Below are 24519 nucleotides of genomic sequence, written 5' to 3'. Positions count from 1 at the left end.
TGTCATCCCGCTCCCTCCCGAGCGGATGGCGGCGTACGACATGCCCTGGCTGCTCGACATGGTGTCCGGGGCGGCCCGGGCGGCCTCGCCCGCCTTGCGGCACCCCTCATGGCCCGCCAGCTGGAGGCGGGCTAGGACCTGCGGCGGGGCTTGCCGCGGCGGGTGGGGGTGCTCTTCTTGGCCGGGGTCGGCTTGCGGCGGGCTGACGTGGCCTCGGGGCGCTTGCGCTTGGGCTGCTCCTGGGCCTGCGGTGCCGATCGGCCGCGGGTGCTGTTGACGGTGCGGCCGCGGACGACGCCGATGAAGTCCTCGACCTGGTCGGTCGTGGCCTCCTCCGGCCAGGACAGGGCGATGCTCGACTGGGGGGCGTCCACCAGGGTGCGGTAGGTGAGGTCCTTGCGGTGATGGAGACGGGCCAGCGACTGGGGCACGACGAGCAGGCCGACGTTGGCCGCGACCAGCTCGATCGCGTCCGCGGTGGTGGCGGGGCGCTCGAAGCCGGGCTGTCCGGGCGGCCGCTCCCACCCGATGACGTCGTCCAGCGGATGGAAGACGACCTCGTCGGCGAGATCCTCGGCGGTGACCTCCTCGACGGCGGCCACGGCGTGGTCCTTGGGGACCACGACGACCGTGGTCTCGGTGTAGAGGGGGATCGCGCTGAAGAACGTACGGTCGACCGGGAGCCGGACGAAACCGGCGTCGGCGCCGCCGTCCCTCAGTACCTCGGGCGCCTCGGCCGCGGTGACCGAGAGGAGCTCCAGGGGGACATCGGGGTAGCGCTCGTTCCAGATCCGCACCCACTTCGAGGGTGTCACTCCGGGAACGTACGCGAGCCGGAACGATGGGGGTGCTTCCGAGCCTGTCACCTGGCCAGGTTACCGGCCGTGGTCGGCGGTCGTTCACCCACTCGATACCCTTGAGGCATGACGTCGCACCAGACCACCCAGACGATGAAGCCGGCCACCGCCGCCAAGAAGCTGGGTGTGTACCTTGAGGCCACCCCCGCGGAGTTCCAGGAGGGTGTCGTCTCGCGAGCCGAACTGAACGCGCTCCAGGCGGAACCGCCCCAGTGGCTGCGTGAGCTGCGCGCCAAGGGCCCGCACCCCCGTCCGGTGGTCGCGGCGAAGCTCGGTGTGTCCATCGCGGGCCTCGCCCGGGGCGGGGTCACCGAGCCGCTCACCACCGAGCAGATCGAGGCGCTGAAGCAGGAGCAGCCGGAGTGGCTGCAGAAGGAGCGCGCCACCCAGGCGGAGGTCCGCAAGGAGGCCGCGCGCCTGAAGAAGCGGGACGCCGAGCGCCGGGAGTCCTGACCGACGGGACGGGTCGCCGACCCACGGGCGGGTCCCTGCCGGGAAAAACCCGCATGCGTGCACGCGTGCGGTTCTGGGAGCATCCCGGCATGGATCGCAGCCTGGAATCGCTGGTCGTCCGGCACACCCACCGTCTCCCCCGGCCCTCGGAACCCGCGGGGTCCTCGGTGCGGGGCGATGTCGTGGCGCGGCAGTTCGACGCCGCTCTGATGTCCGTGGGCTTCAAGCTCTCCGCGGAACTGCTGGAGCACCTGTCGGGGCTGTCCGCTGACACGGTCGCCGCCACCGCCGAGCGCACGCTCGACACCGTCCGGAAGATGGTGGGCGACCACGTCCGGCACAACGTCTACTTCGTCGACTTCCCGGCGAACGTGCCGGACACCCTCGACTTCTGGCGGGACTGCATCGTCAAGGCCCTCGCCGACGAGTCGGTACGGCCGAAGATCCTCGCCCAGCTGAGCAGCGGTGTGGTGAACCTGCTCACCCTCCCTTCGTACGGCCGCTACCAGCACTCCTACGCCGAGATGCTCGCCGCCCACGACGAGCTGATCGCCGCCGGCGGTGACCGGGTGACCGTGCTGCACCTGGGCGGCGAACTCGCGGACGAGGTCGGCGGCCTGTATCGGGCGCTCGCGGGGTCCACCACCCCGCTGGGCGACGAGCACCTCGCCGATCTCGCGATCCTCGCCGGGATCTGCGCCGACGGGCCGCAGCCCGAGGCGATCCCGGTGCGGGAGAACCGGGCCGTGGTCAACCGGGCGCGTCTGGAGGCGGGGGCCGGGCTGCTGCTGGACACGGTCACGGACGTACTACGGCTGGCCTGCGCGCTGTCCGACGGTGATGTCACCCTCCAGGAGCCGACCCGGTTCCGGGCGCTGTCCCGTCCGGCGCGCCGCGCACTGCTCGCGGGGCTCGACTCCGTCGTGGCGGACGCGCCCGGCAAGCTCGCCGACGTACCCGTGCACCGCGAGGCGTTCAAGCGGCTCGGTGAGCGGCTGCACCCGCACGAGTATCCGCGGTGGCCGCACGCCGCCGAGGTGTTCGCGGTCGCACGCGGCGAGCGGAAGGCGCCGTCCTTCGACCGCCGGGTCGAGGAACTGCTCGGCGCGGACGATGTCGCCGGGGCCGCGGAGCTGCTGAAGGGCGCGCCCGGGCGGCTGTTCCGGTCGCTGGACCGGCTGCTGCGTACCTGCGGTGCGCAGGAGGAGCGGGACGCCGTCGTGGCCGCCGCCGAAGCGGTCGCCCCGGAGGTGTCGGCGCGCGTCCTGCTGTCGGTGCGCGAGCATCTGCACAACCGGGCCGAAGAGACGGGCCGGCGCCGGGTGTTCATCAACCGGCTCGGCCGTGCCTGGGTGACGGACGATCTGCGCGCGCCCGTGCCGGCGGCCGAGCGCGAGCGTCTGATCGCGGCGCTGGACGCCGAGATCCGGCGCCGACTGCCGGACCCGGGGCAGCTGCTCGTCGACCCGGACGTCCTGGACGTGGCGCTGCCGCTCAGCGGGCGGGCCACGGCGGCCGGGCTCGGTGTGCTGCCCCGCGGTTCCCTCTCGCCGGTCGAGGGCGAGCTGCTGCGGTTCTTCGTGTACTGGAAGCAGCGGCGCCGTGACACCGACTACGACCTGTCGGCGCTGATGCTGGACGACGACTACGCGACCGTCTGCTGGCTGTCGTACACCAACCTCACGGAGGTGGAGGGCGAGCACTCCGGAGACATCACCGAAGCGCCCCACGGGGCCTCGGAGTTCATCAACCTCCGGCTGGGTGCGGTGCGCGGGACGTTCGTCGTGCCGCAGGTCAACCTCTACTCCGGGGAGGGCTTCGAGGAGGTCGAGGAGTCCTTCTTCGGGTTCATGCTGCGGGAGGGCGAGCAGAAGGGGCGGCCGTTCGAGCCGCGGACCGTGCGGATGAAGTCGGAGCTGCGCGGGCCGGGCCGGGTGGCGCTGCCGCTCGCCTTCCTGCGCGGGGCCGACGGTCGGTGGCGGGCCAAGTGGCTGCACCTGTATCTGAGGGGCACGCCGACGTCCAACCGGGTCGAGGGCAACCAGGTCTCGGTGGCGACGCTGCTGCGGGGCATCGTCGAGCGGGAGCAGTTGACGGTGCGTTACCTGACGGAGCTGATGGCGGGCGGTGCCGTGACGGCGTGGGACGGCGAGGAGGTCCCGGACCATCCGGTCACCTACATCGGGCTCCAGCGGCCCGAGGGGCTGCATCCGGACTCGCGGATCGTGACCCTCGAAAATCTGCGCGACATGATCCCGGGGTGACTGATAGCGTGAGCCGTGGCGAGGCCATGAGGGGGCTTCCTTCTACCTCCGCGAAAACGGATTCGATGATAGTCCCTTCGCTTTCCTCGCCCTCGGCTTGAGGCCTCCGGCCGTCCCCTCACGGGGGACGGCCGGAGGCCTTTTCAGCTGTCGTAGTCCACCGTCAGCGTCTCGGACACCGGGTACGACTGGCAGGTCAGGACGTACCCCGCGTCGACCTCCGCCGGTTCGAGGGCGAAGTTGCGTCGCATGTCGGCCTTGCCGTCGGTGACCAGGGCGCGGCAGGTGCCGCAGACACCGCCCTTGCAGGCGAACGGCAGGTCGGGGCGGGTGCGTTGGGCGCCGTCGAGGATGGTCCGCTCGCGGGGCAGGGCGGAGGTGGTGGAGCGGCCGTCGAGGACGACGGTGACCTGGCTGACGGGGCCGGTCGGCCCGGACTCCGAGTGGTGCACCTCGCGCACGGGCTCGTCGTCGGCGTAGAAGAGCTCCTGGTGGACGCGGTCGGCCGGGACGCCGAGTCCGTCGAGGACCCGCTGGGCGTCACGGACCATGCCGTGCGGGCCGCACAGCCACCAGTGGTCGGCCGCCTCGACATCGATCAGGCCGTCGATGAGCGCCGAGAGCCGGTCGGCGTCGAGGCGCCCGGAGAGCACCTCGGCCTCCCGGGGCTCGCGGGACAGGACGTGGGCGAGCTGGAAGCGGCTCGGGTACAGGTCCTTCAGGTCGGCCAGTTCGTCGGCGAACATCACCGTGCCGGTGCGGCGGTTGCCGTAGAAGAGGGTGACCCGGGAGCGGGAGTCGGCGGCCAGGACGGACTCGGCGATGGACAGCATGGGGGTGATGCCGGAGCCGGCGGCGAGCAGCACATGGTGGCCGGGGGTGGTCAGGTCGGGGGTGAAGTTGCCGGTGGGGGCCATGACTTCGACCGTGTCACCGGGGCGCACCTCGTTGACCAGCCAGGAGGAGAACAGGCCACCCGGCACCACCCGGACGCCGATGCGCGGGGCCGTTCCGGCGGGCGTGCAGATCGAGTACGAGCGACGCTCGTCGCGGCCGTCGATCTCGCGCCGCAGGGTCAGGGACTGGCCGGGCGCGAAGGCGAACTCCTCGGCCAGCTCGGGCGGGATCTCGAAGCCTACGGCGGCGGCGTCCTCGCACAGCGGCTGCACCGCGGCGACCCGCAGCGGATGGAAGACCGGACGGCGGCGCGGGCGCGGCTTCACGGCCTCGGCGGGGGCGGTCGGGGCCATCAGATCTCCTTGACGTACTCGAACGGCTCACGGCAGGCGCGGCAGCGCCAGAGCGCCTTGCAGGAGGTGGCGGCGAACCGGGAGGTCTCCTCGGTGTCCGCGGATCCGCAGCGCGGGCAGGGCACCGTGCGCCGGGTGGGCGACAGGGTCAGCGGCACCGGGCCGCGCGGGGCGGCGCCGGGCGGGGCGATGCCGTGCTCGGCGAGCTTGCGGCGGCCTTCGGGGGTGATCCAGTCGCTGGTCCACGGCGGGTTCAGGACGGTGCGGATCTCCACGCGCGTGTACCCGGCCTCGCGGAGCCGGGCGGCGACGTCGGCGCGCATCTCGGCCATGGCGGGGCAGCCCGAGTAGGTGGGGGTGAGGTCGGCGACGACGGCGCCGTCCTCGGTGAGCGTCACCTCGCGCAGGACGCCCAGGTCGGCGAGGGTCAGCATGGGCAGCTCGGGGTCGGGCACCCGCTCGGCGATGTGCCGGGCGTGCCGTGCGTCGAGCTGGAGGGTCACCATGTCGCCTCCGGGTGGGCGCGGGCCACGCTCTGCAACTCGGCGAGCAGGGGGGCGAGATGCTCGGTGTGCTCGCCGTCGCGGCCGCAGCCGGCGGACGGCCGGTAGGCCGGCATGGGCAGTCCGGCCTCCTCGGTCACCTGACGCAGCACGGCGACGACTTCGGCGCGTACGTCGTAGGCGGTGAACAACTCGCCGATGTAGGGGGCGATCTGCTCGATGGCCTTGCGCATCCGGCGGTGGGACTCCTCGGTGCCGTCGCCCAGGCGGACCGCCCACTCGGCGGCGTACTGCCGGTGGTAGGCCAGTTCCTTGACGCCCTTGGCGGCGACGGCGGCGAGCACCGGGTCGGGGTGGGAGACCAGCCGCTCGAAGTGGGCGAGCCGCCAACTGGACAGGACCAGGAGCCGCACGATGGAGAACGCGAAGTCGCCGTTGGGGAGTTCGGCGAGCCGGACGTTGCGGAAGTCGTCGGCGTCGCGGAAGTAGGCGTAGGCGTCCTCGTCGCGGCCGGTGCCGTCGGCCTGTCCGGCGCGGGAGTAGAGCAGACGGGCCTGGCCGAGCAGGTCGAGGCCGATGTTGGCGAGCGCGACCTCCTCCTCCAGCTCGGGGGCGCGGGTGATCCACTCGGCGAGGCGCTGGGCCGAGACGAGCGCGTCGTCGGCCAACGCGACGCAGGACGCGGCCAGTTCGCTCGCGTCGACACCCTCGGGCACGGTGGTGTCGACGCCGTGCAGGGGGTCCTCGAAACCGGTGCCGTACGCCCAGCGGGCGTCGTCCTCGTGCCCCTCGGCGAGGGTCAGGTAGACGTGGTCCTCACTCATCCCCGGCTCCTAAATGTGCGGGACATCGTCGGGGATGTCGTAGAACGTCGGATGGCGGTAGACCTTGTCCGCGCTGGGGGCGAAGAAGGGGTCCTTCTCGTCGCGGGTGGAGGCGGCGATGTGCTCGGAGCGCACGACCCAGATCGACACGCCTTCGTTGCGCCGGGTGTACAGGTCGCGGGCGTGGGTGAGGGCCATCGCGTCGTCGGCGGCGTGCAGCGAGCCCACATGGACGTGGTTCAGGCCGCGCTTGCCGCGCACGAACACCTCGTACAGAGGCCAGCTCTCGTTGCTCATGCCGCCGGTTCCTTCCGGGCCCGCTTGGCCGCGTGGGCGGTGGCCGCCTCGCGCACCCACGCGCCTTCCTCGTGGGCGCTTCTGCGCCGTTCCATCCGCTGGTCGTTACAGGGTCCGTCGCCCTTGATGACCCGCATCAGCTCGTCCCAGTCCGGGGTGCCGAAGTCGTGCCGACCGCGCTCGGCGTTCCACTTCAGCTCCGGGTCGGGCAGCGTCACACCGAGCTTGTCGGCCTGCGGGACGGTCATGTCGACGAAGCGCTGACGCAGTTCGTCGTTGCTGTGCCGCTTGATCTTCCAGGCCATCGACTGCGCCGAGTTGGGGGAGGCGTCGTCGGGCGGGCCGAACATCATCAGCGAGGGCCACCACCAGCGGTCCACCGCGTCCTGGACCATCTCGCGCTGGGCGTCGGTGCCGCGCATCATCGTCATCAGCAGTTCGTAGCCCTGCCGCTGGTGGAAGGACTCCTCCTTGCAGATCCGGACCATCGCGCGCGCGTAGGGGCCGTAGGAGCTGCGGCACAGCGGGACCTGGTTGCAGATCGCGGCGCCGTCCACGAACCAGCCGATCACGCCGACGTCGGCAAAGCTCAGCGTCGGGTAGTTGAAGATCGACGAGTACTTCTGGCGGCCCTCGATCAGCCGGTCGGTGAGGTCCGCGCGATCCGCGCCGAGCGTCTCCGCGGCCGAGTACAGATACAGGCCGTGTCCCGCCTCGTCCTGCACCTTGGCGAACAGGATGGCCTTGCGGCGCAGCGACGGCGCGCGGCTGATCCACTCGCCCTCGGGCTGCATGCCGATGATCTCCGAGTGGGCGTGCTGCGCGATCTGCCGGACCAGCGTCTTGCGGTAGCCGTCCGGCATCCAGTCGCGCGGCTCGATCCGCTGGTCGCGCGCGATCGTGGCGTCGAAGTGCTCCTGGAGCGTCTCCGGAGACTCCGGGGACTCCGGGGGCGAGGCCTCGGCGTGGTGTGTCGTGGTCATCTGCGCCAGCTCCCCAACCGACCATTCGTTCGGTACCAGTGTGACGCCTTTCCGGGCCCTCGGCAAGACCCTTCGCCACCCTTGACAGAGGGTGACACGGCTGATTGTTTGGCCTGTGCACCGAATGCAGACCGAATGGTCGGTTGGGACACAGGATGGTGGCGGAGTTCCGGGGCCGCAGCCGCACGGTCCAGGACACAACGAAGGAGTCGCGATGAGCAACCTGGGCGAACCCCTCCCCCACGACCTGCTGGACGACGGCGAAAGGCTCACCCGCGACCAGCTCAGGGAGCTCCAACTCGACCGGCTGCGGGCGACCTTGCGCCATGCCTACGACCATGTCGAGCTGTATCGCAAGAAGTTCGACGAGGCCGGGGTCACCCCCGACGACTGCCGGGCGCTGGAGGACCTCGCCCGATTCCCCTTCACCACCAAGGCCGACCTCAGGGACACCTACCCCTTCGGCATGTTCGCGGTCCCCATGGACCAGGTCCGCCGTGTGCACGCCTCCAGTGGGACCACGGGCCGCCCCACAGTCGTCGGCTACACCGAGAACGACCTGTCGATGTGGTCGGACGTGGTCGCCCGCTCGATCCGGGCCGCCGGCGGCCGTCCCGGCCACAAGGTGCACATCTCCTACGGCTACGGCCTGTTCACCGGCGGACTCGGCGCGCACTACGGCGCCGAACGGGCCGGCTGCACGGTGATCCCCGCCTCCGGCGGCATGACGGCACGCCAGGTGCAGATCATCCAGGACTTCCGGCCCGAGATCATCATGGTCACCCCGTCCTACATGCTCACCCTGCTCGACGAGTTCGAGAAGCAGGGCGTCGATCCACGGGGGACCTCCCTGAAGGTGGGCATCTTCGGCGCCGAGCCGTGGACGGAGGAGATGCGCCGCGAGATCGAGGAGCGCACCGCGATCCACGCCGTGGACATATACGGGCTGTCCGAGGTGATCGGTCCCGGTGTGGCGCAGGAGTGCGTGGAGACCAAGGACGGGCTGCATGTGTGGGAGGACCACTTCTACCCGGAGGTGGTCGACCCGGTCACGCACGAGATCATGGCCGAAGGCGAGGAGGGCGAGATCGTGTTCACCTCGCTCACCAAGGAGGCGCTGCCGATCATCCGGTACCGCACCCGTGATCTGACCCGGCTGCTGCCCGGCACCGCACGGCCCGCCTTCCGGCGGATGCGGAAGGTCACCGGACGCTGCGACGACATGATCATCCTGCGCGGGGTGAACGTCTTCCCCACCCAGATCGAGGAGATCGTGCTGCGCACCCCCGCGGTGGCCCCGCACTTCCAGATCCAACTCACCCGGCGCGGCCGGATGGACCATATGACCGTCCGCGTCGAGGCCCGCCCCGACGCCGGCCCCGAGCAGCGGCGGGCGGCCGCCGGGGCCATCGCCCAGGGGGTGAAGGACGGCGTCGGGGTCAGCGTCGACGTGGAGATCGTCGAGCCGGAGACCCTGGAGCGCTCGCTCGGCAAGCTCAAGCGCGTCAAGGATCTCCGCCAGGAGTAGCTCAGTTGGGCCCGTTCGGCACCTTCAGGCGCTCCCAGCTCACCCGGCCGGGAATGCCGTCCGCGTCCTTGCCCTTGAAGCCCTGCTTCTGCTGCCAGGCGGCGTAGGAGCGACGGTCGGCCTCGGTCCACTCCGGACCGGGGCCCTCCTCGTACCGGCCGCACCCCTCGGCGACCAGCCGACGCCCCATCGCCGTGATGATCGGCGAGTGCTGCCCGATGTGGAAGAAGCCGCTGCCCGGGAAGGGCTCGTACGACGGCTTCGGCGGCGCCGGCTTGGGGTCGGGCGCCGGGGTCTTGCCGCCCAGGCGCCCGGCGATCCGCTTGCGCATGCCGTCCATCGTGAAGCCGCGCGGGTCCTGCTTGCCCGGCTGCCACTCCTTGTGCCCGATGACGGACCGCTCGCTCCAGCCGTGGTGGCGGCAGATCGCGGCCGCCACCTTCTCGATGGCCTCCTTCTGCGCCTCGGGCCAAGGGTCCCTGCCGTCACCGAGGTTGATGCACTCGAAGCCGTAGAAGTGCCGGTTGCCGTCGGTGTCGGCCTCGTTGTCGGCGGGCAGCCTGGACTCGTTGATCACGGCGCGCAGGACGTCGCTGTCGCCGAGTCCGGCGTGGTTGGCGCGGCCGTTGCCGACCAGGTGGATATGGCCCTTCTTGTCGATGACGCCGTGGCACAGCGGCCCCGGCAGGCCGGAGTAGCCGTCGTAGCAGATGTCGACGGAGGCGTTGGTGCCGGAGGTGACGGTGTGGTGGATCATCACGCCGTTCACCGGGCCCCAGGGGCCCTTGCTGTTGCGGTTGTGGGTGCGCCAACTGCGCACCTCGTGAACCGTCAGGCCCTCCGCGCGCAGGATCTCCACCATCTTGGACGCGCTCAGCGGCCTGGCCATCACTCGTCTCCTTCCGCCGCGGCCTCGGCCTCGGCCGTGGTCTGCGACCGTCCGCCGGAGGGATCCTCCGCGGCCTGTTCCTCGCGGCGGGCCTGTTCCTCCGCCGCGAGCGCCGCCTCGTCGGCCGCCGGGACGCTGCTGGCCAGCGGGCCGAAGGCGAGACGCAGATCGACGGCGCCGTGCTCGCCCTTGACCAGGGCGAGGGGCGCGTAGTGGCGGGCGATGCCGGTGGGCGCCTGGAGCAGCGGGCGGCGGGCCGGGTCGAGGGGCCACTCGACGCTGCCAGTGGCGGTGCGGGCCGGGATGATCCAGTGGTCGCCGGTGCGGTAGGCGCCGTCCTTGGCGAAGTAGACCTCGACACCGTCCTCCAGCGGCAGCCACTCGCCCTCTTCGATCTTCATGGCGCCGTCCTTGAGAACGGACGTGCGGCCTTTGCGCTTCGGGCCCTCGTGGTGGTCCCAGCGTCGCAGGAAGGGGTGCAGGTGGGGCAGGCGGCCGACACCGGGCTCCGGTTCGGCGGAGAGACGGACACGGCGGCCGGGCAGGTCGAGCTCTTCGACGCGCAGCAGGGGAAGGGCCTCCAGGCGCGAGGCACTGGCGGTGTCCGTGAACTCCACGAGGTCGCCGACGTCCAGGTCCAACTTGGCGTCGTGGCCGAGAGAGGCCAACTGGACCCAGGTGCCGTCGAGTTCGTCGACCGGGAAGACCACCGAGCCGTTCTCGCGGGACCACTTGAAGGTGGCGTCCTTCGCGGCTCCCCCGGCGTGGATCTCGACGCGGTACAGCTGGTTCTCCGGGCCCCGGTAGCGGGCGTCCGGCTTGACCAGGCAGGGGTCCTCGTCGGCGTGGTCGGGCCGTTCGCTGCGGGCGGCGAGGTGGGCGGAGGGGGCGGACCGGCGGGCGGCCCACTTGTCGAAGGCGGCGCGCACGACCTCCCTGGACGGCTCGGCGTCCTCGATGTCCAGCGCGGCCAGCGACAGGGGCAGCACCTGCCAGACGATCTTCACTCGGGCGGTCGTGTCCGGCAGGGCGGCGCCGAGGGCGACCTCGCGCAGCGCCGGGTCCTCGGCGGCGCTCACCGAGCGCTCCCACACCTTCAGGTAGACGACGAAGGGCGCCTGGGCGGGCGAGGGCAGCCGGTCGCCGGGACGCTCCGGGTCCAGGTGGGCGTCGGGCTGGTCCCAGTACGTCCAGTGCGTGGGCGGCGCTGCGGTCTCCTGCTCCTCGGCGTGCTCGTCGGGCACCGGCACTCCGGGCGCGGGGCGGTCGGCGTCGCACAGGATGCCGTCCACGTAGTAGCGGCCGCCGTGGATGAACAGGGTGTCGATCTCGTGCCGTCCGCCCACGTACTCGATACGGAAGCCGGCGGCGTCGCGCGGCCCGCCGTGCCGCCCGATCAGGTCGGCGGCGAGGGTACGGGCCTGGTGGAGCTGGATCGCGGTCTGCTCATTGGTGTCGGCGTCGAGCTGGACACGGCCCTGCTGGGCGATCACCGCCGAGTAGTGCCGCTCCGGGCGGAACATGAGGCGGGAGAGGTCAGCGTGCATGAAGGGGGTCCCCCTGGTTCAGGAATGTGCGGTTCACGTCGGTGTCGGTGCGGCTCACGTCACGAAGAAGATCCCGGCGTCCGTGCCGGCCGGCGTGTACTCCGCGAGCCGCGCCCGCAGACCGTCCTCGCGCTGGGGCCGGTACAGGTCGTGGAAGGCGCCCATCTCGGCGCCGTCGTCGCAGCCGCGCCTGATCTCCTCGGGGCACCGGTCCGCGGGCAGCCCGTACCAGGGCGTGCCGTAGCGCTCGGAGACGAACAACGGCCGTACGTCCGTGACGCATCGGTACCTGCGGGGCGTACGGGACCCGGCGGGGACGTACGAGTGGCGGAAGCAGCCGATGCCGCGGCGGGCCACGTGCAGCCTGCCGGTGAGGATCGAGTTCTCGGCGATCCGCACGGCGTGGGTGTGGATCTCGCCGATCACGGTGGTGCGGTGCAGATGGAGGACCGCGTGGGCGTGCCGGCAGTCGGGTGCCGAGAGCGCCTCCCGGTCGTGTCCTGTGGCGTCGAGGACGCTGTCGCGCAGATGGATGTCGAGGGGGTCCTCGCTCACCTCGTCGCCGATGACCTCGATGGTGCCGAGGATGCTGTGCTCGACCTGGAGACAGGCGGTGGTGCGCTCCAGGACGATGCTGGGCTCCTCCGGCGAGTGCGGGGCGCACTCCGGCTCAAGGGACCAGCCGGGCACGAGCGTCGAGTGGCGTACGACCACGGCACCCATGGGCCCGGTGACGTTGATGCCGCGCCCGGCGACAAGGAGTCCGTCGAGAGTGATCCGCGGACGCTCGTGCGGGGCGCAACTGTCGCCCACCGCACGGATGTTGAGGGCGTCGGGCCGGTTGCTGTACCAGTCCAGCAGCCGGATCACCGGCCGCGCCCCCTCCGCCGCCCGCAGTTCGAGACGGTCACCGGGGTCGAGGTCGAAGTCCAACTGCTCCTGGTAGGCGCCGCTGTGGGTGATCTCGATGACGCCGGCACGCTCCGGACCGCGCTCGCTCTGCCACGCCCGATAGGCGTCCATGATCTGCCGGTACGGCTGTCCCGGCCCGACGCGGTAGACAACGGCGTCGGGACGCGGCACCCGGTCGTGGCGGTCGTACTCGCCGCCGCCCATGTCCGCGGCGGACGCGTAGTGGTAGTCCACCCACACGCCCTGCCGGGGCGCGGAGCGGGCGCCGAAGGCGATCCGGCCGAGTTCGGGGTCGACGGCCACCTGCCCCCGCCTGGGCCGATAGCGCCAGTCGGACAGGTCGGCGACCACGATGTCGGAGGGCGGTACGGGCTTGTCCTCGCCGTCGCGCCGGATGACGAAGCTCTTGCCGGGGCCGTAGTAGTCCAGCAGCCGGTCGTGGAGTTGGCGGCGGCGGACGAACGCCGGGACGTTGTCGATCGTGGCGATGTGGGTGGGCGACGGTTCCGGGAAGGGCTTGGTGACCAGCGGGGTGTCGTTGCCGAGAATCGAGAAGGTGTAGAGGTTGCGGGCTCGGTCGACGCAGTACGCCGGGGACGAGGTCAGCGAGTGGGCCTTGAGCCGCCAGACGAAGAGGGCGACTCCGGCGGGCGTCCAACCGCCCTTGCTTTTGTTTGAGTTGGCCCGCCGAACATCGACCGTGTGGGCCGTCGAACCGAACGGGCCGCCCGCAAGATCCAGCGCGGAGTTGTCGCGGAGGTCCAGAAGCCGCCCCCGGCCCGTGTCCCGGTGGAGCTTCACGGACTGGTTGTGGGCGACCAGCCGGGACAGCTCCACAGCCCGCGCCGGCCACCCGGCGACCTGCTCGGAGATCTCCTCCAGCAGGTGCAGGGTCCCCTTGCGGCGGCGGTTGCCGACCGTCGCCGCCACGTCGGAGCGCGGGGCGACGGCCTCGGCGAGGGCGGCGCGGCCTCCGTCGTGCAGGCCGGTGGTGAGAACGCGTTCGTAACCAGTCAGGGTGCGGTAGCCGACCAGGTCGCCGAGATACGGCAGCACCCAGGGGGCCGCGGTCTCCACGAACAGGTCCTCGTAGCCCTGCTCGACACCGTCGCGGACCCGGTCGAGCTGCTCGGTCATGACCGCGAGCAGCTCACGCAGGGCGCCGCCCTCCTCTGCGTCGCGCAGCAGATGCCAGCGGGGCAGCAGCTTCGCGAGCCCGTCGGCCTCCCTGGACACCAGGGTCTCGAACCGGACGTCCGGGGACATTATTTGACCTCCGTCAGGATCAGGGTGTCCGCGGCCTTCGGCGACAGCAGGGCGAGCTGGGCCGGGCGGATACCGCGGAAGACGAACACCGTCCGGCCCCTGGGCAGGCGCCGGGTGTCGGTGATGTCGGGGTTGAGGCGCAGGAGTTCGGCGAGCGGGACGCCGTGGCGGCCGGAGATCTCCGACAGCGTCTCGCCGTTCTCGGCGCGGACGGTGTGGACCTTCTCGTCGTAGGTCGCCGGGTGCGCCGATACCGATGCCTTGGGCGGGCCGGGGTCGGTGAGGATGGCGGTGAGTTCCTCGGGGGTGGCGGAGGCGGGGACGCCGGTGAAGACGTCGACGTCCACATAGTCGACGCCGGGCACGGAGTGGGCCGTGGCCAGGACCTCGGAGAGACGGGCGGGCCGCCCCAACTCGCGGCCCTCGTAGCCGAGTCGGCGCAGCAGCGCCTGGCGAAGCCGGGGCTCGACGATCTCCCAGGCGTGGTCGGGGGCCACCTTCACCTGTGCCGCCAGGAGCAGCAGGACCAGCTCACGGGCGTCCACGCGCACCGGGAGGTTCGCGTCGCCGTACTCGGTGAGCGCGCCGCGCAGGGCGTGCAGGGTGTCGGAGTCGCCGAGGGGCACGTCGTCGGCGCCGGCGACGGTGACGTGCAGCACGCGGCGCCGTCCGTCGAAGAGTTCGCGTGCGGCGGCCCGGCCGATTCCGGCGCGGGAGCGGGCGAAGTCCTCGTAGTCGGCGGCGGACACCAGGCGGTCCAGGGCGGAGACGGCGAGGGGGATCGTGCGCCGGGTAAGACCGGGTCCGTCCGCGTCCGAACCGCCGGTCGAGGGGAGCGGGTTGGTGACCCGGGTGACGCCGAGCGGCCGGGTGAGCGGCTGGGTGATCCGGTCGGCGGCGACGTTGGCGGCCTTGCCGGTGCCGAAGCGGTAGCGGGCGCGGATGTTCTCGTGGCCCGAGGGCAGCCGGGCGCCGTGCACTCCGTCGCCGAAGGTCACCGTCGTACGGCCGTCGGCGGTGGAGCCGGTGATGTACACGCGCTCGGCCGGGCCGCGTCCGGCGAGGCTGTCGACCTCGTGCCACAGGACGCCGTCGACGCGGATCTCCAGCACCGGGGTGGCGCCGAGGGGGTTGTCGTCGGCGAGCCAGGTGAGCGGGGACTGCCACAGCGCGAACGTCTGGTTCACGCGGTCGGAATCGCCGCTGCCGATGGCCTCCTCGCGGCTCTCGCCGTGCCCGGCCTCGACGACGTTGCCGAGGATCCGCACGCTCTCGCGGCGGTAGCGGTGGGCGAGGCGCGCGGTGAGGGTGAGCCGGGTGTGGACCCGGTCGCCTGGGAGTTGGGGGTCGACGGCCGGGTCGGCCGTGGCGACGGTGACGACCTCGGTGGCGGGCACTCCGGTGGTGCCGGGGATGTCGCTGCGCTCGCCGGTGACGATGAGGGTGCGGCCGGGCCGCAGCCCGTCGTACAGCTCGGCGAGTTCGATCTCGTCGCCGTGCACGTCCTCACCGAGGGGTTCGTCGGCGAGGCGCAGCGGTTCGCCGGCGGCGTGCACGGTCGTGTCGCGGATGTGCGAGAGCAGTACGTCGAACTCGTCCAACCACGGGTCGGCGAGGGTGAGTTCGGTGCCCCGGCCGGTGATGCCGTAGTTGGTGTACGCCGCCGTACGCGCCGCCACGACCTGGGTGGTGACGAAGGCCAGCTTGGCGTCGCCGGGCACGCCCTTGCCCTTGGCCGGGCGCTGGATCGCCACCCAGCTGCCGACGGTGATCCCGGCGTGCACGGTGTCGAGCTGGAGGACGCGACGGTTGACGGGTTCGGGCCTGGAGGCGATGACGACCTCGACGTTGGGCTCGGCGCTGCCCACCGTGTACCGCACGCTGATCTCGTACTCGCCATGCGTGAACTGCTCACTGGCGCCGGGGCGTACGGGGATCTGCCGGGCGGTGCCGTTGTGAATGCCGACCTGGATCAGGCCGTCCTCACCGGGCCGGGAGACGAACAACGTGCGCTCGGGCAGTCCCGAGTGGAAGCGGGCGGTGACACCGGGTTCCTGGGAGTCGGCGGGCCTGCGGTTGAGCCAGTTCAGATCGCGGTCCTGGCCGGAGCGCACCGACAGGTCGACCTGCCCGGTGCCGAGCGGGAACCGCACGGTGCTCGGCAGGTTCTCGCTGCGCTGGTCGGACCCGTTGCCCTCGACGTACTGGAACTCGGCCCGCACCGGCACCTTGCCCGCCGGATCGAACACGACGCGCATGCTCGCCAGGACCGCGCCGGTGAGCGGCCAGTCGGCCGTGCGGATGACTCGCCCCCGGTCGTCCTGAACGGGCTTGAGCGGCGCCGTGGCGCCGAAGGGGGCGGCGGTGACACGCATGGCGAGGAGTTCGCGGAGGAGGTGGGGGGCGCCGGGGGCGGCGGCTTTGCGCCAGGCGGGGTAGAGGGTGGGGTGCAGAGCGGCGAGGAGACCGGCAGGGTCGGTGGTGGGGCGTGCGGGGCGGCTTTCGGAGCCAGACGCGGCGCGTAGGGCGGGGAGTACGGCGCTCAGCGCCTGAAAGGCAGCGGCGCGAGAATCGCCGCCAAGGGGCGCGACCAGCCCCAACGGCGCCGCAGACGAATCATCCTGCGCCGGTGCCAACTCCAACGCCCGCTCAGCGATGTCCGCCAGAACGGCCTCCAACCGCTCGAACCAAGCAGCCACCTCCTCGTACGCCGCAGCCAACACCTGAGCCTCACCCAGCCGGGCAACGGGCTCCGCAAGACGCGCCGCGAGCCGCTCCGGGCTCTTGATCCCCTCCAGGTCGGCCCGCAACGGGGCCAGCACCTGATCCTCGAAGTCCTCGACAAACCGACTGACCGGCCGCGGATGGGACGCGCCATCGATCCACCGCCGAACCTCCTCGACAAGCTCCTTCAAAGTAGGAGGCGCCGACTTCGGCAGCGAAATCGCGGTGATCTCGTCGTCCCGATCGACACGCGCCTTGGCGACCGGAAGCAACAACCGCTGCCCACCCGCCTGCTCGCCGAAGACGAACAACAACTGATCCCCGGTCTGAAGGGAGTTCGCCGTCCCCTCGACAAAGATCTCGGACCGCCGCTCCAGTTCCGAGGGCGTCATCAGAGAGGGCCGACGCCGACGCACCTTCAGCTCGTTGAAGTCCCACCGCGCCATAAGATCCCGGCGAGTCTCAAAGGTCAGCGACTCCTCCTCGGCGGACGCGGGCACGCTATGGCTGCGGGCGCCGCGCGGGATGAGGACGGGCAGCGCTTCGGCGCGCGGGTCGCGTTCGAGGGTGTACGCCAGATGCGTGGTGGCGGCGACGCCGGGGCGCGGCCGGTGGCCGACGAGCCGGCCGAGCAGGGCCAGGGAGCGGTGCTCGTTGGCCGTACGGAGATAGGCCTCGTCGGCGATGCGCTCGGAGTGGAAGGTGAGCAGGTCGCCGAGGACCGCGGTGGCGTCGAGCAGGCCGATCGCCGGGTCGTCGGCGGTGCGGACGGTGAGTCCGTCGAGCGCGAGGTAGGCCGGTGAGGCGAGCCGGTCGAGGAGGGCTGCGAGGAAGGAGCCGTACTCGCCGACACGGTAGTCGAGGGCCGTGCGGCCGGGTGGGTTGTGGAGCGGGGCGGGGGCGAGCCGTTCGTCGTGGCCGCCGCACGCGCCGCCGCAGGAGCACGCCTGGCTCATCGGGCACCTCCCAGGGATATCGCCAGTCGGCCGTTCTCCGGCCGGTCGGGGTCGTTGTCGCAGGTGGCGACCTCCAGCGGGCCGAGCCGCAGCACGCCGTCCTCGCTCTCTCCTCGGTCCTGCTCGAACAGCCGTTGCAGCCGGGTGACTTCGACGCTCTCCACGCCGGGGACCGCCGCCGCGACGGCGACCAGTCGGCTGAGCCGGACCGGTTCGCCGAAGGTCTGGGTGTCCGGGTGGAAGAACCCGCCCGGGCCCGCGCCGAGGACGCGGTACAACTCGGCCAGGATCTGCCCGTGCTGGTGTCCGGGCAGGGCGCACACGGTCAGCGCGATGTCCAGCGGGACGAGCCGGGCGGGGCCGACGACGAGGTCGTGGCCGATGCGCCGGTAGGTCTCCAGGGACTGGGTGACCTCGGCGAGGAGTTCCGGGGTGGGTGCGCCGCTGCCGAGCGCGTCGATGGCGATGTGCGCCTCCTGGACACTGCCGGTCCAGCGGAGTTCGGCGGCGGCTCGCTGGACGCCGGGCAGGGCGGTGGCGAGGGCCGCGTAGTCCTCGGCGGTGACCGCGCGCAGGCGGGTTCGGCGCAGGTCGAGCGGGGCCAACTGGCGCACCTGTTCCACCGGTTCGGGGTCGGTGCCGCCGGTGGCGGGCAGCGGGTTGCGGACCACTGCGGCGGGCGGGGGCTCGCAGTCGGCGGCCACGACGAGATGGTTGATGGCCTCGGCGCCGACATTGCCGGCGGTGCCGCCGCCGAGCCGGTGGTGCAGGGCGAGCCGGGCGCCGGGGGTGGGCCTGGCGCCGTGCCGTCCGTCGCCGAAGCGCAGGGCGAGCCGGCCGTCGTCCTCCAGTTCGCCGACGAAGTGCCGGTCGCGGGGGCCACTGTCGAGCAGGTCGCGGCGCGGCTGCCACACCTCGTCCTCGTGGTGCAGGCGTACGGCGGGCAGGGCGCGGCGCGGGTCCTGGGCGAGCCCGGCGCTCGCGGAGCCGCGCAGCACGGGCTCGTCGGGGTGCAGTCCGGCCGCGTACGCCGGGCCCCAACTGTGGGCGATCTCCCAGGCGATGTGCCCGTCGAGGACGGTTCCGGCGCGGGCGCGTGCGGTGAGGCCTTCGATGCGGCGCAGCTTGCCGTCGAGCAACCGGTCACTGCGGTGCAGGAGTTCACGCAGGGCGCGCACCGGATGGCGGCGCAGTTCGAGGCGTTCCAGGGTCTTCAGGCCGTAGACGACGGTCAGTTCGGCGATCTCCTCCTCGCCCAGCCCGTCCCGGTCGCGGGCACTGCGCCACAGTTCGACCAGGCGTTGCCGGATCCGGCCGGGGATGGCGGCGATGCGCTCGGCCTGCCCGGTGGCGACGGTCGCCGGGTCGGGGAAGGGCACGGCCTGGGCGATGGGCGCCCGGCCGAGGACAGGGCGGAAGCGGGGCCGGATGCCCGGGTACACGGACTGGGCGAGCAGCCTGCGCAGGGCGGCGGCCTGGGCGTACGCCGTGCCGGGGACGACCTGTTCCTGCCGCTGTCCGGCGCGTTCGAGGCCGAGTCTGGCGCGGGTGGTGGCGCTCTCGCCGACGACGTCGAAGAGTTCGCGGATGTCGTCGGGGCGCAGTGCCCGACCCGATTCCGCCTGATCCGTGAGGGAGTTGACGATGCTCGCGGGTGCGTTGCCCTCATCGCGGTCCCAGCAGCCGAAGGCGGGGGGTTCGCAGGGGGCGATGACGGCCGGCTCGTGCGGCACGGTGAACGTCTCCGGCAGGCCTGTCAGGGTGCGGCCGTGGTCGACGAGGACGACATTGCCGCGGGCCAGGGTCACGTCCTCGACGGGCAGGCAGTCGCGTCCGCCGAGGGTGGTCAGGCACAGGGGGAAGCGCAGGGCGTCCTCGGCGGCCCAGGTGATCTCCAGGACCGGCTGGTCCTCGATGCGGTCGACGGCGGGGGTGACGGAGGTCAGACGGACGGCCTGGCGGTGGGCGGGGTCGGCGTCACCGGGAGTGCCGGTGCGCGGGCCCTTGACCTCCTCCAGGATCAGTAGATCGCCGGGCCTGAGATCGAGTCGGCGGCCTCGGCAGGTCTCCGGGTCGGCCCACTCGTCGCGCAGGGTGGCGGAGGTGGCGCCCTTGGCCAGGGTGCGGGTCTCGCCGCCCCAGGTCCACAGGCGGATCGCGTTGTGGGCGACGCGCAGTTCGAGCGGGTCGGCGGTGACGACCGGTTCGAAGACCTCCACCGAGCCTCGCTCGTCGAGGTCGCCGAGCGCGCTCTCGTCGACGACGGTGCCGGGTTCGGGGCGATCGTGCGGGTCGAGGGTGCGCACGTCGACGGAGGCGAAGCGGTACGTGCCCGGGGCGAGGGTGTGGTCGCCGGCCGTCTCCACGACGACGTAGGCCCGTGCCGTACAGCCGTCGTGCATCGCGTAGTCGATGAGCCGGACATGACGGCGTACGGAGACCCGGCGGCGGGCGGTGTCGAGGTAGGCCTCGGTGGCGACCGCGTCCTGCTGGTAGCTGAGCTGGTCGCCGGTGTGGGCGAGCAGCTCGACCAGGGTCATGCCGAGGTCGGCGGGGTTGCGCTCGACCCATTCGGGGGTGGTGAGGGCGAGCCGGTCCAGCAGGAGTTTGCGGATGGTGTCGTAGTCGCGGGCGGTGTAGTCGATGACGGGCGCGGCCGGGAAGTCCGAGGTCGGTCGTTCTTCTTCCTTGCAGTCGAAGGGGGTTGGGCAGTCGGGCAGGAAGGTGAAGGTCGCGCTGTGGTAGCGCTGGTCGAAGCCGCGGAAGGGTTCGGTGCCGGGGCGGCCGTAGGGGTCGGCCTCGACCAGGGAGAGCCGGTAGCGGGAGGTGTCGCCGGCCCGGTCGAGGGTGACGTAGAGCCGGTCGTCGAGCTCGGGGTCCTCCTCGCGCTCGACGCTGACGTCGACGGCGGTGATGCCGGTGACACGGCGGCCGCCGTCGATGCGGACGTTCTCGGGGCCGAGGCCGTGCGGGGCCTTGCCGAGGAAGGTGACGGTGAGCAGCAGCCCGTCGTCGCCGACCTCGACGGAGTCGACGCCGCCCAGCTGGGCGGCGCGGACCTTGCTGCGCCGGGACGTGATCATGCGGCGGCCCTCCCTTCGAAGACGTCGTCGCGGCGGGCGCCGGTGGCGCGCAGCACGTAGGACAGGTACACGCGGACGGTGTTGTCGTCGCCGACCACGTCGAGCGTCTCGACCTCGATGAGATCGCCGAGCCAGCGCTGGAGCGAGGCCTGGACGGACAGTTCGAGGGTGCTGACCAGTTCCGGGCTGGTCGGGGCGAAGACCAGATCGAGCAGTCCGCAGCCGAAGTCGGGGCGCATCACGCGCTCGCCGGGGCTGGTGAACAGCAGCTGCTCGATCAGGTCGTGGACGTGTTCGCCATGCCCGGCGTGCGCGGTGCGGCCCCGGCGGTCGGGCCGGAAGGGGAAGGCGATGTCGCTGCGGGTGCGTGGGCTCATCGGACGGTGACCTTTCGCTGCGCGGCCTGGACGACGGGCGGTCCCTGCGGGACGAAGGCCGCGCTCAGGCACTGGGCCGCGGAGGTGTCGAGCAGCACGGACGCGCCGTCGACGGTGACGCCGCTGCCGTCGGCGCTGAAGCGGACGGAGACGCACGGGCTGGGCACGCCGTTCACGGTGTGCGGGCAGCCGGTGACGGCATAGGCGTGCGCGGCCGTGGCGACGGCCCTGCCGTCGATCAGCACGGCCGCGGTGGGTGTGGTGGCGGTGCTCGCACGGCCGCCGTGCGGGCAGCCGATCACGGCACCCGCGTCGAGCAGACTCCCGGACAACTTCGTTCGTCCCCCGTCTTCTATCGCTTCGAGAGCACGGTCAACTGGCCCTCGTTGATGGTCACTTCACGCCCGCGCAGGATGACCTCGGCGCCCGCGCCGGTCGCGATGACCACGGCTTCCTTGGTGATGCGGATGTACGCGCCGCCCTGGGCCTGGAGGAGGATCCCCTGCTCGGCGCCGGGCGTGTCGTTCAGGACGAGCTTGTGGGCCCCCGGTGTCTGCACGACGACCGGTTTGCTGGACGCGTTCGCCTGGAGCTCGCGGCGTGCGTCGGGCGGCAGTTCCTCGGCGGCGCCGTACCAGCACCCGGTCCACACCGGGAAGCTGGGATCGCCCTGCTCGAACTCCACCCACACTCCCGTGCCGGGCGGCGGCACCACGAACTGGCCCGCCTCGGGCCCGGTGAACGGCAGACAGGGCAGCGCCCAGGTGGACGGCTCGTCGCCGAGCACGTCCGGGACCTCGACGGTGATCCGGCCGATGCGCAGCGGATCGTCGTTGTCGACGACCCGGCCGCGGAACTTGCCGAGGTAGCGATTGCTGGGTGCCGCCATGCTTGTGCCTTCCGGGCTTGGGGCTTTCAGGGCCTGACGTAGTCGCCGCGGGCTTCGAGGCCCTCGCGGGAGAGCGTGAAGTTCTGCTGGAACGAGCCCGGGCGCAGGTTGTGGGTGACGGACTTGACGTAGTAGTCGCCGTCGTACGCCCGTCCCGCACCGCGCACGCCGACGAGCTGGCGGGGCTGGAGGATGTAGCCGTGCCGGTTGACGTCGAGGGAGCCCGAGCCGGAGACGACGTCCGCGGAGACGGCGGCGCGCGCCAGCAACTCCGCCTCGGCCTGCTCGCGTTGCTGCTTGGCGGTGCCGGCGAGGGTCCTGCGCTTGAGGGCCGGGGTGGGCCGCTTGCCGAGGGGCGGGCGCAGGGGGCTGATGGAGGGCTGCGGGAGCAGGGCGGACTGCCGGGTCTCGGGGTTCTGCCAGCGGGCCTGCGGCTCCTCGCGCGCGGTTCCGTCGTAGGCGAACGTCAGTTGGTCCACGGTGGAGTTGGCGTCCATGTTGACGTTGAGGGCGTGCTGGCGGATGCCGAGGCGGACCTCGGGGCCCCAACGGGCGGAGGACTGACCGGGGTTGGGGCCCGGCTCCAGATAGAAGGTGTAGCCGTTGGCGCGGGCGAGTTCGGTGACGTACTGGAGGTCGGTGCCCGTCTGGTAGTGGACGCGCAGGTCCTGGTGCGGGGGCTGGGCGACCTTCTCGGTGTAGACGTCAGGCCGGATGCCGTAGTCGGAGTAGCGGCGCAGGATGGCGAGCACCCGCTGCGAGGGCGGCAGGTTCGGGTATGGGGCGGTGCGCTCCTCCAGGTCCATCAGCAGCGTCAGGTCCTCGCCGGTGACGGTGAGGGTGGAGTGTCCGGGCCGGTTGCTGGCACCCACCTCATGGCGGACGATCAGGCCGTCGAAGAGCACGTCGGGGGTGCCCTTGACGCTGACCGTGACGATGATCCGGGTCTTCGGGTCGAAGAAGCCCTCGGGCAGCAGCCGTCGGCTGATGATGCCGTTCTTGGTGAGGTCGAAGGCCAGCTGGAAGCCGCTGCGTTCACCGGCGGTGGCGGTGATCTGGGCGGTCAGCAGCGCCTCGGTGACCTCGGCGGGGACGGGCCGGGCGAGTTTGGGTCCCATGAGGAGGGTGATGTGGACGGGGCCCTGCCCCACGGGCAGATCAAACACGCCGGTCTCCGCGGGGGAATCCGCCGGTGAGCGGGATGTCGACGACACGTCCGGGCTCTTCGGTCAACTCGCGTGGATCCAGTACGGGGTTGGCGTCGGCGATCTGCCACCACTGGCCGGGGTCGCCGAAGTAGCGCTGCCCGAGCAGATCGGGCCGCTCCCCCGCGGCGACGGTGTGCCCCTGCGTCTCCCGCTCGTCCAGGGGAGGCAGCAACCGCCGCTTGGTGTACCGGACTTCGGTCCCGTCAGGGCGCCGGTGGATGCCGATCTCGGCATCGTGGTACCGGCTGTTCCGCGGATAGGGGTGCGCACCCGGTATCGCGTCGAAGGCGTTCTCGTACGGCTCAAGCTCGGCCATAAGTGCCGCTCAGCCCCTTCCGGTCACGACGTTGGTTCCGGCGAGCCCGAGCCCGCCCATGCTGCCGCCCCGCGCGGCGGCGGCGAGCCGCTCCTTCTGTGCGAGGTGGGCGAGATAGAGGTCCGCGCCCCGGTGTCCGGCCGGGAGATCGCTGACGGTGAGGATCTTCATGCCGATGCTGAGGGAGGCGCGGATGGGATTGAGGTTGACGTCGAACGCGGACTCGTTGACGGACAGTTCGGTGAGCCGCACCGGCATGACCCGCTTGCTCCCCCAAGTGAACAGGGTGAGCGGCATCTCGATCGGGCTGATCTCGATGGCCCCCTTCTGCGACAGCCGGCTCGCGGCACGCAGTTGGGCGGTGGTCGGCTGCACCAGCATCTCCAGCGTGGCGAGCTGGGGATGGATCCCGTCGGGCGCGGCGACCTCGAACTGGTCGGTGGCGTCGATCTCGGCGGTGAACTTCCAGGTCTCCTGGGCGGGGCCCTTGAGCCGGAGCGCCTCATTGCGGTCCCCGCTCCCGGTCCCACCGCCACCGGCGTCACCGCTGTCCCCGGCGGACTGCGGCGCGACACTGCGCTCCAGGGTGTCCGGGTTGAACTGCAGCACGATGACCCGCTGGGGGGCGCCGGTGTCGGGGTCAACGACGACCATGCCGGAGCGGATGGGTTTGGGGATGTCGGCGTAGCGGGTCACAGGCGTTCCTCAAGTCGGGCGCGCAGGTCCGTGTAGTCGCGGTCGGGGAAGAGGCGGGGGAAGACGGCGAGCATTTCTCCCAGCTCGTCCCCCAGGCCCAGGAAGTCGTCGTCCGTGAAGGAGACGTCGCAGAACAGGAACTGCCAGCCGAACGTCCCCTTGGTGAGCGTGAGGACGTCCAGATACCGGCAGTAGTCGAGGGCCATCCGGAATCCGCCCAGGTTGTAGTGGAAGTCGTGGTACCAGATCTCCGGAGTTGGGCTCTCCGGATTCAGACGCAGGGCCGCGAAGGCTCCGGTCCCGCTCACCGGGTGATCGTCGAGAACCCGGAACTGCGCATACCGTTGCCGCTCGTCCTCGGTCATCAACTCCGGCGCCGAGGGCGGTGCCTCGGTGGCGATCACGGCGGGCAGGTGCGAAATGCAGAACTCTCCGGAGAGGCCGTTCTCGGAACCCTCCAGATCCCAGCAGGCCGAGAGCCGGTCGAAACGCACGAAGCAGTTCTTGAGCCCGTCGTCCAGAGCGACGCCCGTAGTGGCCATGATGCCGGCGAATGCCGCGTCCACATCCTCGCAGGCGGGGTCGACGACACCGGGCAGGGCGTCGTGCACCTCGAACTCGGACGTCTCCCGCAGTTCGCTCATCATCAGCCGCAGCCCTCGTTCGGCGGCGTTCAGGTCGGTCATGGGGTGCTCCG

General features: G+C 71.7%; 21 protein-coding genes. 3 read left to right on the top strand and 18 right to left on the bottom strand.

Features of this window, described 5'->3' with window-relative positions:
• Positions 1-131: 131 nt before the first annotated feature.
• On the bottom strand, positions 132-866 hold the full coding sequence (locus tag H4N64_RS00750) for a LysR substrate-binding domain-containing protein (RefSeq protein WP_186279872.1): 735 nt from the start codon (positions 864-866) through the stop codon (positions 132-134).
• A 57-nt stretch (positions 867-923) separates the two neighbouring features.
• On the opposite strand from H4N64_RS00750, the gene H4N64_RS00745 reads away from it, so the two are divergent.
• Together H4N64_RS00745 and H4N64_RS00740 are read left to right on the top strand one after the other, a co-directional pair.
• Positions 924-1310, top strand: a complete 387-nt coding sequence (locus tag H4N64_RS00745) for a DUF5997 family protein (RefSeq protein WP_186279870.1) — start codon at positions 924-926, stop codon at positions 1308-1310.
• A gap of 89 nt (positions 1311-1399) precedes the next feature.
• The gene (locus H4N64_RS00740) at positions 1400-3574 is read left to right on the top strand and encodes a TerD family protein (RefSeq protein ID WP_186279869.1); all 2175 of its coding nucleotides are present in this window, start codon (positions 1400-1402) and stop codon (positions 3572-3574) included.
• 143 nt (positions 3575-3717) lie between these two features.
• Here the strand turns inward: H4N64_RS00740 and paaE are convergent, their stop codons facing one another.
• The 5 genes from paaE to paaA are packed head-to-tail and all read right to left on the bottom strand — an operon-like array spanning position 3718 to position 7431.
• Positions 3718-4824, bottom strand: a complete 1107-nt coding sequence (gene paaE / locus H4N64_RS00735) for a 1,2-phenylacetyl-CoA epoxidase subunit PaaE (RefSeq protein WP_186279867.1) — start codon at positions 4822-4824, stop codon at positions 3718-3720.
• Complete coding sequence (gene paaD, locus H4N64_RS00730) at positions 4824-5330, bottom strand: 1,2-phenylacetyl-CoA epoxidase subunit PaaD (RefSeq protein ID WP_186279865.1); 507 nt, start codon at positions 5328-5330, stop codon at positions 4824-4826. The genes paaE and paaD overlap by 1 nt, the downstream gene beginning before the upstream one ends.
• The gene (gene paaC / locus H4N64_RS00725) at positions 5324-6151 is read right to left on the bottom strand and encodes a 1,2-phenylacetyl-CoA epoxidase subunit PaaC (RefSeq protein ID WP_186279863.1); all 828 of its coding nucleotides are present in this window, start codon (positions 6149-6151) and stop codon (positions 5324-5326) included. The genes paaD and paaC overlap by 7 nt, the downstream gene beginning before the upstream one ends.
• Before the next feature lie 9 nt (positions 6152-6160).
• Positions 6161-6448, bottom strand: a complete 288-nt coding sequence (paaB, locus tag H4N64_RS00720; protein WP_186279861.1) for a 1,2-phenylacetyl-CoA epoxidase subunit PaaB — start codon at positions 6446-6448, stop codon at positions 6161-6163.
• A complete protein-coding gene (paaA, locus tag H4N64_RS00715) occupies positions 6445-7431 on the bottom strand; it encodes a 1,2-phenylacetyl-CoA epoxidase subunit PaaA (RefSeq protein ID WP_186279858.1) in 987 nt (328 codons plus the stop codon). The genes paaB and paaA overlap by 4 nt, the downstream gene beginning before the upstream one ends.
• A gap of 214 nt (positions 7432-7645) precedes the next feature.
• Here paaA and paaK point away from each other — a divergent pair, with 214 nt between their 5' ends.
• Positions 7646-8959 carry a phenylacetate--CoA ligase PaaK gene (gene paaK, locus H4N64_RS00710; protein WP_186279856.1) on the top strand — a complete coding sequence of 438 codons (1314 nt, stop codon included), beginning with the start codon at positions 7646-7648 and terminating at the stop codon, positions 8957-8959.
• A gap of 1 nt (position 8960) precedes the next feature.
• Here the strand turns inward: paaK and H4N64_RS00705 are convergent, their stop codons facing one another.
• From H4N64_RS00705 to H4N64_RS00650, 12 genes are read right to left on the bottom strand one after another with little or no spacing between them, the layout of a single operon-like run.
• Positions 8961-9848, bottom strand: coding sequence for a peptidoglycan-binding protein (locus tag H4N64_RS00705; protein ID WP_186279854.1), 888 nt, complete (start codon positions 9846-9848; stop codon positions 8961-8963).
• Positions 9848-11395, bottom strand: a complete 1548-nt coding sequence (locus H4N64_RS00700; RefSeq protein WP_186279852.1) for a DUF6519 domain-containing protein — start codon at positions 11393-11395, stop codon at positions 9848-9850. Before H4N64_RS00700 ends, H4N64_RS00705 begins: the two co-directional genes overlap by 1 nt.
• A gap of 54 nt (positions 11396-11449) precedes the next feature.
• Entirely contained in the window at positions 11450-13573 is a 2124-nt protein-coding gene (locus H4N64_RS00695; RefSeq protein WP_186279850.1) for a hypothetical protein, read from the bottom strand.
• The gene (locus H4N64_RS00690) at positions 13573-17253 is read right to left on the bottom strand and encodes a putative baseplate assembly protein (RefSeq protein WP_186279848.1); all 3681 of its coding nucleotides are present in this window, start codon (positions 17251-17253) and stop codon (positions 13573-13575) included. Before H4N64_RS00690 ends, H4N64_RS00695 begins: the two co-directional genes overlap by 1 nt.
• Positions 17250-20336 (bottom strand): putative baseplate assembly protein, encoded by a 3087-nt coding sequence (locus H4N64_RS00685; protein ID WP_186279846.1) that lies wholly within the window; start codon positions 20334-20336, stop codon positions 17250-17252. Before H4N64_RS00685 ends, H4N64_RS00690 begins: the two co-directional genes overlap by 4 nt.
• A complete protein-coding gene (locus H4N64_RS00680) occupies positions 20333-20713 on the bottom strand; it encodes a GPW/gp25 family protein (RefSeq protein WP_186279844.1) in 381 nt (126 codons plus the stop codon). The genes H4N64_RS00685 and H4N64_RS00680 overlap by 4 nt, the downstream gene beginning before the upstream one ends.
• The gene (locus H4N64_RS00675) at positions 20710-21045 is read right to left on the bottom strand and encodes a hypothetical protein (RefSeq protein WP_186279842.1); all 336 of its coding nucleotides are present in this window, start codon (positions 21043-21045) and stop codon (positions 20710-20712) included. Before H4N64_RS00675 ends, H4N64_RS00680 begins: the two co-directional genes overlap by 4 nt.
• A gap of 20 nt (positions 21046-21065) precedes the next feature.
• A complete protein-coding gene (locus H4N64_RS00670; RefSeq protein WP_186279840.1) occupies positions 21066-21602 on the bottom strand; it encodes a phage baseplate assembly protein V in 537 nt (178 codons plus the stop codon).
• Positions 21603-21628: 26 nt separating this feature from the next.
• On the bottom strand, positions 21629-22768 hold the full coding sequence (locus tag H4N64_RS00665; protein WP_186279839.1) for a hypothetical protein: 1140 nt from the start codon (positions 22766-22768) through the stop codon (positions 21629-21631).
• Positions 22761-23126, bottom strand: coding sequence for a LysM peptidoglycan-binding domain-containing protein (locus H4N64_RS00660; protein ID WP_186279837.1), 366 nt, complete (start codon positions 23124-23126; stop codon positions 22761-22763). The genes H4N64_RS00665 and H4N64_RS00660 overlap by 8 nt, the downstream gene beginning before the upstream one ends.
• A gap of 9 nt (positions 23127-23135) precedes the next feature.
• Positions 23136-23822, bottom strand: coding sequence for a hypothetical protein (locus H4N64_RS00655; protein WP_186279835.1), 687 nt, complete (start codon positions 23820-23822; stop codon positions 23136-23138).
• The gene (locus H4N64_RS00650) at positions 23819-24508 is read right to left on the bottom strand and encodes a hypothetical protein (protein ID WP_186279833.1); all 690 of its coding nucleotides are present in this window, start codon (positions 24506-24508) and stop codon (positions 23819-23821) included. The genes H4N64_RS00655 and H4N64_RS00650 overlap by 4 nt, the downstream gene beginning before the upstream one ends.
• Positions 24509-24519 lie beyond the last annotated feature (11 nt).

Origin of the sequence: Streptomyces cupreus (assembly GCF_014257025.1) — a bacterium.
Taxonomy (GTDB): domain Bacteria; phylum Actinomycetota; class Actinomycetes; order Streptomycetales; family Streptomycetaceae; genus Streptomyces; species Streptomyces cupreus.
The sequence above is the reverse complement of the archived record's forward strand: the minus strand, read 5'-3'. Positions and strand labels throughout refer to the sequence as shown.